The organism is Pseudomonas sp. 29, from assembly GCF_002754355.1.
Lineage (GTDB): Bacteria > Pseudomonadota > Gammaproteobacteria > Pseudomonadales > Pseudomonadaceae > Aquipseudomonas > Aquipseudomonas neuropathica.
On record NZ_PEEY01000001.1, the window covers coordinates 5,500,762 to 5,510,552 of the forward strand.

Annotated in this window: 11 protein-coding genes; 5 read left to right on the forward strand and 6 right to left on the reverse strand. The window is 59.6% G+C overall.

Features of this window, described 5'->3' with window-relative positions:
* Positions 1-153: 153 nt before the first annotated feature.
* Positions 154-1,065 carry a LysR family transcriptional regulator gene (locus CLU80_RS25525; protein ID WP_099758739.1) on the forward strand — a complete coding sequence of 304 codons (912 nt, stop codon included), beginning with the start codon at positions 154-156 and terminating at the stop codon, positions 1,063-1,065.
* An 18-nt stretch (positions 1,066-1,083) separates the two neighbouring features.
* On the opposite strand, the gene argE is transcribed toward CLU80_RS25525, so the two are convergent.
* The 6 genes from argE to CLU80_RS25560 form a co-directional block, all read right to left on the reverse strand.
* Complete coding sequence (argE, locus tag CLU80_RS25530; protein WP_099758740.1) at positions 1,084-2,232, reverse strand: acetylornithine deacetylase; 1,149 nt, start codon at positions 2,230-2,232, stop codon at positions 1,084-1,086.
* Entirely contained in the window at positions 2,229-2,906 is a 678-nt protein-coding gene (locus CLU80_RS25535) for a DUF1028 domain-containing protein (protein ID WP_099758741.1), read from the reverse strand. The genes argE and CLU80_RS25535 overlap by 4 nt, the downstream gene beginning before the upstream one ends.
* A gap of 120 nt (positions 2,907-3,026) precedes the next feature.
* Positions 3,027-3,443: a RidA family protein gene (locus tag CLU80_RS25545; RefSeq protein ID WP_099758743.1), complete on the reverse strand. Its 417-nt coding sequence runs from the start codon at positions 3,441-3,443 to the stop codon at positions 3,027-3,029.
* Positions 3,444-3,501: 58 nt separating this feature from the next.
* Complete coding sequence (locus tag CLU80_RS25550; protein ID WP_099758744.1) at positions 3,502-4,821, reverse strand: flavin-containing monooxygenase; 1,320 nt, start codon at positions 4,819-4,821, stop codon at positions 3,502-3,504.
* Positions 4,822-5,028: 207 nt separating this feature from the next.
* Positions 5,029-5,295, reverse strand: coding sequence for a FecR/PupR family sigma factor regulator (locus CLU80_RS25555; protein ID WP_099758745.1), 267 nt, complete (start codon positions 5,293-5,295; stop codon positions 5,029-5,031).
* Between the two features lie 62 nt (positions 5,296-5,357).
* Complete coding sequence (locus CLU80_RS25560; RefSeq protein ID WP_099758746.1) at positions 5,358-6,176, reverse strand: alpha/beta fold hydrolase; 819 nt, start codon at positions 6,174-6,176, stop codon at positions 5,358-5,360.
* A gap of 186 nt (positions 6,177-6,362) precedes the next feature.
* On the opposite strand from CLU80_RS25560, the gene CLU80_RS25565 reads away from it, so the two are divergent.
* The 4 genes from CLU80_RS25565 (at position 6,363) to CLU80_RS25580 (ending at position 9,779) form a co-directional block, all read left to right on the forward strand.
* Positions 6,363-6,812, forward strand: coding sequence for a winged helix-turn-helix transcriptional regulator (locus CLU80_RS25565; protein ID WP_099759412.1), 450 nt, complete (start codon positions 6,363-6,365; stop codon positions 6,810-6,812).
* Between the two features lie 97 nt (positions 6,813-6,909).
* Complete coding sequence (locus CLU80_RS25570) at positions 6,910-7,458, forward strand: hypothetical protein (RefSeq protein WP_095050131.1); 549 nt, start codon at positions 6,910-6,912, stop codon at positions 7,456-7,458.
* A 48-nt stretch (positions 7,459-7,506) separates the two neighbouring features.
* Entirely contained in the window at positions 7,507-7,917 is a 411-nt protein-coding gene (locus CLU80_RS25575; RefSeq protein WP_095050056.1) for a lipocalin-like domain-containing protein, read from the forward strand.
* Between the two features lie 155 nt (positions 7,918-8,072).
* Entirely contained in the window at positions 8,073-9,779 is a 1,707-nt protein-coding gene (locus tag CLU80_RS25580; protein ID WP_099758747.1) for a ShlB/FhaC/HecB family hemolysin secretion/activation protein, read from the forward strand.
* The last annotated feature ends 12 nt before the right edge of the window (positions 9,780-9,791 follow it).

A 9,791-nucleotide genomic window follows, 5' to 3' on the forward strand; every position in this document is an offset into this window, starting at 1 on the left:
CATGTGCAAAGCGTCGGGATAGATAAATTAGTAAGTTTGTTGCTACAGACCTTAAAAAAAATATGCTTCGGCTGGCGCCGGCGTCCGGTATGTTCAAGCTTGATCGTGCGCCAGGGAAACAGGGCGAACACTCGCGCTCTTCGGGAGACTCACATGGCTGCCTACAACCTGCGCCAGCTCAAATACTTCGTCACCACCGCCGACTGCGGCAGCGTTGCCGAGGCCTCGCGCAAGCTCTATATCGCGCAACCGTCGGTCTCCACGGCCATTAAGCATCTGGAAGAAAGTTTCGGCGTGCAGTTGTTCATCCGCCACCATGCCCAAGGGGTTTCGCTGACGCCGAGTGGCTCGCGGTTCTATCGCAAGGCACTGGAGTTGCTACGGGTGGCGCACGAGTTCGAGCAGAACGCGCTGGCTGACAATGATGTGGTCGCGGGGCAGATCGATATTGGTTGTTTCGAAACCGTCGCGCCGCTGTACCTGCCGCGCTTGATCGCCGGGTTCAAGGCGCGCTGGCCAGGGGTGGAAATCCGCATTCGTGATGGCGAACAACAAGAGTTGGTGCAGGCCCTCACCGCCGGCAGCATCGACGTTGCGATGATGTTTGAACACGACCTGGACAGCACCATCGAAACCACGCCGCTGATGCCGCCGCAGCAGCCTTATGCGTTGCTGCCGGCCAGCCACCGCTTTGCGCAACAGGCAAAGGTCTCGCTGGCTGATCTGGTGCTGGAACCGATGATCCTGCTCGACGTGGTGCCGAGCCGCACCTATTTCGTGAGCATCTTCGAAGAGCGCGGGCTGACGCCGAACATCGTCTTCAGCTCACCGTCGATAGAGATGGTGCGCGGTATGGTCGGCAACGGTTTCGGCTTTTCGATTCTGGTGACCAAACCGTTCAGCGACTACACCTACGACGGCCGGCAAGTCGTGTGCGTGCCGCTGGCGGAAAACGTCACCGGTTCGGGATTGTCGGCGGCCTGGCTGCGGCGGGTGCAACTGACCAAACCGGCGCAGTTGTTTGTCGATCATTGCCGCGAAGAACTGGCCCGAGTGCACCCGTGAGGGCGGTCGGGCCGGGGTTCAATCACTGATAAACGCAAGCATGCGCTGAAGCATCTGATCGCACGCCTGCAACTGATCGAGGCTGACAAACTCATCGGGCTTGTGACCCTGATCCATGCTGCCTGGACCGCAGACCACCGTGGGAATGCCCACCGCATCAAACAACCCGCCTTCAGTGCCGAAGGCCACGGTGCCGAAATCCGTTGAACCGCAGAACGCAGAGATCAACTCGGCGGCCTGGCTTTGCGCATCGGTGACCAGCCCCGGATACGCCGATAAGGCGCTGAAGCGAATATCACTCTGCGCACTGACCGCGCGCATACGTGGCAGCACTTCGCGTTCGGCGTAGGCTTGCAGCGCTTCGGCAACGAGCGCCGGATCCTGCGAGGGCAGGGCGCGGATTTCGAAATCGAAACGGCAATCGGCCGGCACGATGTTCAAGGCCTTGCCGCCGCTGATCACACCGGTCTGCACCGTGCTGTAGGGCGGGTCGAAGCGCGCATCGTGATGCTCCGGCGCTCTCAGTTGCTGACCGAGACGACCCAGTTCGCCGATCAGTTCGGCGGCGTATTCAATCGCGTTGACCCCGAGCGGCGCATAGGCCGAATGGCACGGATGGCCCTGCACATCGCAGCGCATCGCCAGTTTGCCCTTGTGGCCGAGCACCGGTTTCAGTTCGGTCGGTTCGCCGATGATGCACAGCAACGGTTTGATTGGGCGTTGCTGCAAAACCTTGAGCAACGAACGCACGCCGAGGCAGCCGGCTTCTTCGTCATAGGACAAAGCAATGTGCACCGGCATGCGCAGCGGCGTTTTAACCAGTGACGGCACCAGTGCGAGCACACAGGCGATGTAGCCCTTCATGTCCGCCGTGCCACGGCCGAACACTTTGCCGTCGCGCTCGGTCAGTTCGAACGGCGGCAGCGTCCACGGCTGGCCATCGACCGGCACCACATCGGTGTGCCCGGACAGCACAATGCCCGGTTGATCCACCGGGCCGATCGTGGCGAACAGGTTGGCTTTGCTGCGCTCATCGTTGTAGATCAGCACGCAGGGTACGTCGAAGCTTGCGAGGTAATCGCGGACGAATTCGATCAGTTGCAGGTTGGATTCACGGCTGGTGGTATCGAACGCCACCAGCGCCTTGAGCAACTCGACGCTGTTCATCGGTCATCACCGGCCACACCATAGCCCGGCGCCTTGGCCGGATCGAGGGCGCGGTCGATGTAGTCCTGAAGCTGAGGCTCGTAAGCGTTCCAGAGTTTTTGCAACTGACCGATCGGGTCTTCATCAGCCCAGTCGACGCGCAGGTTGACGATCGGCCAGGTCTGCTCGCCGACCACCACAACAGCGGCGGAGTGCACCGGGCCGGCTTCGCCACCGAGCGCTTGTGCGGCGTGCAGGGCTTTGAGCAGACGATCAGCGAGTTGACCTTCGCCGTCCTCGAAGGCGCTGACCATGGCTTCGATCACCGAACGCCCGGCAAGCATGTTGCCGGCGGCGACGCACTGTTCGCCGCTGACGGCGTTGTGCACACCGAGGGTTTGCGCACCGCTGAAATGTGCGGTCTGGCCGAGGTGGTTGATCGCGGTGATCTGGCGGTACTGGCTGTAGCCGTTGCGCGTGAGGACTTTATCCAGCGCATCGTCCGGCGCCAAACCTTGCTCCATCAGCGCGAGGACTTCCGGGCCGAGAGACGGCAGGGTGATGTTCTGGCTCGACACCGCGCCAACACCCGGCAGCAGCCACGGGCAACGGGCGCCGACGGCGATGCTGGAGGAACTGATGGCGACACCGAACTGGCCGGTTTCGGCGCAGCGGGCTGCGATTGAAAAGGTCATCTATTGAACTCCTTGTGTGTCTGGACTGGCCTCTTCGCGAGCAGGCTCACTCCTACAGGGGAACGCATTTCAAATGTAGGAGTGAGCCTGCTCGCGAAGGCCGCGACTCGGTGTGATGCCTTACTCAGGAATCACCGCAATCACATCAATCTCCATCAACCACTGCGGCTGCCCCAGCGCCGACACCACCAGTCCGGTTGAAATCGGGAACACACCCTTGAGCCATTTGCCGACTTCGCCATACACCGCTTCGCGATAACGCGGGTCGATCAGGTAAGTGGTGGTTTTGACGATGTGGCTCATGTCGCTGCCGGCTTCTTCGAGCAGTTGCTTGACGTTGCGCATCGCTTGTTCGGCCTGAGCGCGCGGATCGCCAAGACCGATCAGATTGCCGTCGAAATCCGTACCGACCTGACCACGGACATACACGGTGTTACCGGCACGCACGGCCTGGCACAAGTCGTTGTCCAGTGTCTGGTTGGGGTAGGTGTCTTTGGTGTTGAACATGCGGATGCGAGTGTGGGTGGGCTGACTCATGTGAAACTCCTGAAGATGGTGCGCCCCGGCGCAATCGGCGCCGGGGCGTAAAGGGCTGTCAAGCGTCGACGGTGTCGGCGGCTTTGCTGTGGCTGTTCTGGTGCAACTCGGCCTCGCGCTGTTCGGCATCGCGGTAGTCGAGGTACTTGCGCTGGGTGGCGATGTGGTCGGCGACATGTTTGGCGTCGTGCCAAACGCCCCAGATAAACGACGAACCACGGCGCGACTGCCACGGCAGACCGAGGAAATACACCCCCGGCTCACTCGACACGCCGCGCTGATGCACAGGCTTGCCCTTGTCATCGAACGCTGCGACCTGCAACCACGAGTAATCCACGGCAAATCCGGTGGCCCAGATGATCGCGGTGACGCCAGCCTTGGCCAGATCCAGATCGGCCAGCGGATTTTTCACGCACTCGGGGTCGGGATAGGTTTCGCGCGCTTCTGGTTCTTCCGGCAGATCGAGGCCGTTGCGCTCGATGTAGGCATCGGCGGCATCCAGCAACGCCAGATAATTCTCGTCGCCGCGAGTGAGGTTGCCGACCAGGTCCTGCTTGAACGTCACCACGCCGTTATTGAACGATTCGGTGACGCCGACCAGGGTCATGCCGCGATGGGCCAGACCACGGAAATCGATGGTGCGACCGCCATGTGCGCCGCTGACTGCGATGGTCACGTGCTCACGACCGGGTTTCATCGCCGCTTGGTCCCACTCGCCGAGCACGCCCAGCCACCAGCAGAAATCACGATTGCGATAGGCGCGCGGTGGGCGGTCGTGGGCGCCAACCGACAGGTAAACCTGCTTGCCGGAACGTTGCAATTCATCGGCAATCTGCACACCGGAGGAACCTGCGCCCACCACCAATACCGCGCCTGCCGGCAATTGCTGCGGGTTACGGTAGTCAGCGGAATGGATTTGCAGCAGACGTTGGTTTTGCGGGGCAATCGCCGGGATCACCGGTTTCTGGAACGGGCCAGTCGCGGCGACGACGCGGCTGGCTTCGATCACACCTTCGGACGTCTCGACAGTGAAGCCCGGGCGACCGACATTGCGCACCACGCTTTTGACTTCAACGCCGGTACGGATCGGTGCATTGAATTTCTTTGCGTAAGCTTCGAAGTAGTCAGCTACACGTTCTTTCGGGGCGAAACCGTCGGGATCGACGTCATCGAATTCCAGGCCCGGGAAGCGGTCGTGCCACGCCGGGCCGTTGGCCACAAGCGAGTCCCAGCGCCCGGTGCGCCAGCGTTCGGCAATGCGATTGCGCTCCAGCACCAGATGCGGCACGCCGAGTTTGCTCAGGTGCTCGCTCATCGCCACGCCCGCTTGGCCGGCACCCACGATCAGCGTGTCTGTTTTTATTATTTCAGGGGTCATCTCTACATCCTTCCTAGCAAGGCAGTGGGATTCGGGCCGCTGTTGGCTTGTCCGTTTTGCTTGAGGTCAGACTAGGGAGAGGGGGGATATCGGTAAAATATTATTAAGCTGGGATGTGAAGATAAAATTCTGATGCAGAGGGGCGAAAGCCTTTAAAAATGCGGGCTTCAGCGCTGGAGGCGGCAAGGGCGGGGGCAAACCGGGTCGCTAAATTTCACGCTTGCTTCCAGTCGCCGCCCCGTGACCGGTGAGGAGTTTTTTCGCCGTCTCGGGCTCATCCGGCAATTGGCCGCTGAGATCCCAGATTTCGAGCATTTTTGCGTATTCGAAAGCGTGGCGCGAGTCGCGCTGTATCCAGCGCTGGAAATCCTGGCGTACAGCCGGCGGACAATTGTCATCGTGCAGACGCATACACCAATCGGCGGCTTGCACAGAGATGTCTTCGTCCATTGCGTTGAGGTCGGAAGGGGTCATGGAACGAGGGTAACAAAAAAGTCCGTCAAACCGATGCCGACGGACTTTTTAATTTCGAATTTTCAGCGTTTGAGAAACGCTAGCAAATCCTCATTCAATGCCTGTGCATGGGTCACCGCAAAGCCGTGCGGCGCACCGGCGTACACCTTCAACTCGGCGCCTTTGATTTGCGCGGCCGCTTGTTTGCCGGTGGTTTCGAACGGCACGATCTGGTCGCCGTCACCATGAATTACCAGCGTCGGCACGTCGATCTTGGCCATGTCCGGGCGGAAGTCGGTTTCCGAGAACGCTGTGACGCAATCCACGGTGCCTTTGAGCGAGGCCATCAGAGCGATATTCAACGTTTGCGTGAGCACGCCGTCGGAGACTTTCTGGCCTTGATTGGTGCCATAGAACGGCGCGGCGAAATCGGCAATGAACTGCGCGCGATCCTTCAGCAGGCCGGCCTTGATCCCGTCGAACACCGAGGTGTCGACGCCTTGCGGGAAGTCGGCTTTCTTGCCGAACAGCGGTGTCACCGCGCCCAACAACACCAGACCGGCAACGCGCTCGCTGCCATGCCGGGCGATGTAGCGGCTGACGTCGCCGCCGCCCATGGAAAAGCCCACCAGCGTCACGTCACGCAGGTCCAAATGGTTGATCAGCTGCGCGATGTCATCGGCGAAGGTGTCGTAGTCATATCCGGTCCACGGCTGATCGGAACGGCCGAAACCGCGACGATCAAAGGCAATGGTGCGATAGCCACGGCTGCTCAGGTATTCCATCTGGTATTCCCACATGTCGGCATCCAGCGGCCAGCCGTGGCTGAACAGCACAGGTTTACCGCTGCCCCAATCCTTGTAGTAAATCTCGGTACCGTCTTGCGTGGTGAAGGTGCTCATGGAAACTCCTGCGTCAGGGATCGCGAGTGATGCCGAAATGGCGACATTCACTATCAACGCAAAGCGATCCGGCTACTTGTATGCAGGTGCTGGTTTTAGGTCGGCTCGGTCGTGGATCCGCGCCAGAGTTGTATGATGCAACTCAAGGCCGCCCGGCCGCCCACTGAATCGAAGGAGTACGTTTACGTGAAACGCAAAAGTCTGCAGGGCAATGCCTGCCCGGTTGCCCGCACGCTGGATCTGATCGGTGACTGGTGGTCGTTGTTGATCATTCGTGATGCGCTGGACGGGATTCGGCGTTTCAATGACTTTCAAAAGAGTTTGGATATCGCCAAGAACATGCTCAGCGCGCGCCTCAAAGGTCTGGTGGAGCAGGGGATTTTGCAAGCGCTGCCAGCCGCCGACGGCGGCGCTTATAAGGAATACGTGCTGACTGAGCGCGGCAAAGCCTTGCAGACCGTGATCGTCGCGCTGTCGCAGTGGGGCGGTGAATTCATGTACGCGCCGGGTGAGCCGGGGTCGGTGATGGTTGATGCAAAGGATCGTCAGCCGATTCGCAAGCTGGCGTTGACCTCGGCCGATGGTCGCCTGCTTGCACCCGATGACGTCGCGACGCGACTGGGTGTTGAGCACTGACGAACAAAGGTTTGACGTCAAAATGATGGCCAACTAATATCGCGCCGCTATTCTGATGTCATCCTTGGCGCCAGTCCTTAATCGAGAAACTTCGTCCGTGAATAAACGCGCATTACTGCCTCTGGCTGTGATTTTCACGCTTGTAGGCTGCCATTCCACTGTTCGGGATTCCTCCCCGAGCCTGCTCAAAGACGGTGTTCAGTTGGGCCAGAACACCGTTGCCACGGATGACCAGCACGCCAAGGTCATCATGAAGGCCACGGGTGGCACCAATCCGGTGGAGTTTTCCATCCGGCGTGCGGATGACCCTGACCGTCGCATGGAGGTGCTTGGCACCGTCGTCGATTCAGGTCGGGGCCATGTTTTCGGCTGGATCGCCAAGCTCAATGAAGTGGCCAACAGCGCCACGGTCAAGCGCTTCCCACAAGTGGAGGCACAAGCGGATGCCGACAAGCCCTTTGAAATTTCGGGGTATTCGAACAGCCGGGTTACGGGGGGGATTTATACCTGTGGGCCGCTGACCACTGTTTTCACTCCCGAGCGTGGCAAGGTCTACCAGGTGGAGTTCCAGTTCAGCGGTGAGCATTGCGAACAGCATGTTTATGACGTTACTCAGCCCCGGCAGCGCACGCTCGTAAAGAGTTGAGTCGGCACGCACAGCGCACTGAATTTATCGAAAAAAAGGAAATACTCTGTGAAACGGAATCTCTCCCTGGCACTTATCATTCTGGCCGCCACATTGTCTGGCTGCGCCACTAATAAGCCGGTCGTTGACCCATCGCTGGTCGGTTCATGGAAAGGTCAGCGCGACGAAAACGGCAAATGCCAGTTCATGTCCTGGAAAAACCAGTTCAACGCCGACGGTACTTTCTCCATAACCTTTTTCCGCGACGCCAAGCAGACACAGAAGGTGCAAACCGAGCATGGCACCTGGACAGCTACCAATGGCAAGAGTGTGCTGAGAACCAATGGCGTCGCTGCGCCTGATGTTTACACCTACAAGCTTACTGATGCTGACACGGTGCATTACGTCAATGTGGAGAAAGGTCCTTCGGCGGATTGCCAGGAAGATTATGCCTTTGATGAGCACCGTATTCGCGGGTAAGCGAGTCAGAAGCATCGCGGGGCTGCAACGGCCCCGTTTGTTCAATTCTTGATACAAACCCGACAAAAGGTTTAAACGATAGTTTGACGTCAAAATGATGGCCATCTAATATCGCGCCACTATTTTGATGTCACTTTCGTATCGAGGGATCGAACATGTCCTCACCCGCCCTCGTGGCGAGGTTGTGCGTAGCGTTGCTGTGCCTGTCTCCACTCCAGATTGCCGTTGCCGCCCCTACACCCGGCGACACCGACCTCATCCGTGATCGCCAGAACCGCCTGCTCGAAGAGCAGCAGCGGCGCCTCGAAGAACTCAAGGATCTGCCCGGCAAGGACGCCAAGCCTGCGCAACCGGCAGCCCCCACCGATACCCGCTGTTTCCCGATCAAAGACATCGAACTCAAAGGGGCCGACAGTCTTTCCGAGCGCGACAAGACTCGTCTGCTCAAACCCTATATCGGTGAATGCCTCGGTGTGCCGCAGCTCAACGAGCTGCTCAAAGTCATCACCGATCACTACATCGAGAAAGGCCTGGTCACCAGCCGCGCCTACCTGCCACAGCAGGATCTGTCCACCGGGCATCTGCAAGTGCTGGTGGTCGAAGGCAAACTTGAAGGCATGAAAGGCGCGGAAAACAGCCAGCTCTCGGAGCGCGAACTGGCCATGGCTTTCCCCGGCAAAACCGGTGACCTGGTCAATCTGCGCGAGATCGAGCAGATGGTCGATCAGCTCAATCGTCTGCCATCCAATCAGGCAAAAATGGAGCTGGCGCCCGGGCAGAATGTCGGCGGCAGTGCAGTGCTGGTCAACAACACCCCCCAGAAGCCATGGCGAGTCGGGCTGTCACGCAACAACGACGGCCAGCGCAGCACCGGCGAGCAACAGTGGGGCACCACGTTTGACTGGGACAGCCCGCTTGGCCTGGCCGATCAGTTGAGCCTGCGTGGCGGTCACGATGCGATGACTGACCATCAGCACACCTCCCGTAACGCCATGCTCAATTACAGTTTGCCGTGGGGCTGGTGGACGTTCAGCTACACCTACAGCCAGAGCGAATACCGCTCGCAAATCGCCGCCAACCTCTACAACTTCAAACAGACCGGCGACAGCGAAAACCATCAGTTGCGCGCCGAGCGGGTGATCCACCGCGATGCCGTCAGCAAGACCTCGCTCAGCGCGGGTCTGTCGTATCTGCGCACCAACAACTTCATCGAAGACAGCAAACTCAAGCTGAGCAGCAACCGCATCAGCGAAGCGCAGTTCGGCTTCAACCACGGTCGTCGGATCGGCAGTGCCTTCGTCAACTTTGACGCGGGTATGCAAGAAGGCATTGGCGCCTTCGACGCGCAGGGCAGTCACGATCCGGGCCCGGGTGAGCCAAATGCACGCTACCGCAAATACACCGCCACCCTGAGCTACCTGCAGCCGTTCAAGTTGTGGGGCGAGTCGTTCAGCTTCAGCAGCCTGATGACCGGCCAGCGCAGTGAAGATGTGTTGTTCAGCCCGCAACGCACCAGCCTTGGTGGCTCGTCGTCGATTCGTGGTTACAAGGATCAGTCGCTGTCGGGCGACAGCGGTGGTTACTGGCGCAACGATCTGCGCTGGTCGCGCCCGGTGACCATCGAATGGCTGCAACCGGTGTTCTCCGAATACGGCACCAGCCTCGGTTACGACCAGGGTGTTATCCAGAACGGCCGCTACAACGGCGATCAGCACGGGCGTATGTCGAGCAACTCGCTGGACCTGTTCGCCCGTGGCAAATACCTGTCCGCCGGGGTGACGTTTGCTCATTCCCTGGAACGCCCGGATGCGCTGGCCGAGCGTGAAGCACCGATCTATTTCCGCCTGGATTTCTTCCTCTAATACCGCCCGCCC

Excerpts from the sequence above, each read along its gene's own strand:
- CLU80_RS25550 (WP_099758744.1), bottom strand. The coding sequence starts at position 4,821 with ATGACCCCTGAAATAATAAAAACAGACACGCTGATCGTGGGTGCCGGC.
- CLU80_RS25560 (WP_099758746.1), bottom strand. The coding sequence starts at position 6,176 with ATGAGCACCTTCACCACGCAAGACGGTACCGAGATTTACTACAAGGAT.
- CLU80_RS25580 (WP_099758747.1), top strand. The coding sequence starts at position 8,073 with ATGTCCTCACCCGCCCTCGTGGCGAGGTTGTGCGTAGCGTTGCTGTGC.
- CLU80_RS25525 (WP_099758739.1), top strand. The coding sequence starts at position 154 with ATGGCTGCCTACAACCTGCGCCAGCTCAAATACTTCGTCACCACCGCC.
- argE (WP_099758740.1), bottom strand. The coding sequence starts at position 2,232 with ATGAACAGCGTCGAGTTGCTCAAGGCGCTGGTGGCGTTCGATACCACC.
- CLU80_RS25555 (WP_099758745.1), bottom strand. The coding sequence starts at position 5,295 with ATGACCCCTTCCGACCTCAACGCAATGGACGAAGACATCTCTGTGCAA.
- CLU80_RS25545 (WP_099758743.1), bottom strand. The coding sequence starts at position 3,443 with ATGAGTCAGCCCACCCACACTCGCATCCGCATGTTCAACACCAAAGAC.
- CLU80_RS25535 (WP_099758741.1), bottom strand. The coding sequence starts at position 2,906 with ATGACCTTTTCAATCGCAGCCCGCTGCGCCGAAACCGGCCAGTTCGGT.